This is a genomic window from Bartonella sp. MR168JLCBS (genome assembly GCF_042194175.1).
In genome coordinates this window covers 848-1088 of record NZ_JBHIMP010000148.1, presented here as the reverse complement: position 1 = coordinate 1088, position 241 = coordinate 848, and the positions used below count along the sequence as shown (strand labels likewise).

The following is a 241-nucleotide window of genomic DNA, read 5'->3' as shown; positions in this document are numbered from 1 at the left end:
GCAAGACGATAACGTTGTCCAACTTCCGTTAAATCACAGATTAATGTTGTATTATCTTCTTCAAAAATTTGCGTCCCAACCGGTACTTTAAGGATAATATCATCACCCTTTTCACCGGTCATATTCCGCCCCTTGCCATGCCCCCCTGTTTTTGCTCTAAAATGTTGCTGGTAGCGATAGTCGATCAGTGTATTAAGCCCATCTACAACGAGAGCCCAAACATCACCACCACGTCCTCCAT

1 pseudogene is annotated in these 241 nt (G+C 44.0%); it reads right to left on the bottom strand.

Annotation, left to right across the window (positions count from 1 at the left end):
* Positions 1 to 241 (bottom strand): annotated as a pseudogene (gene obgE, locus ACFIK8_RS09915) (GTPase ObgE); the annotation flags it as partial.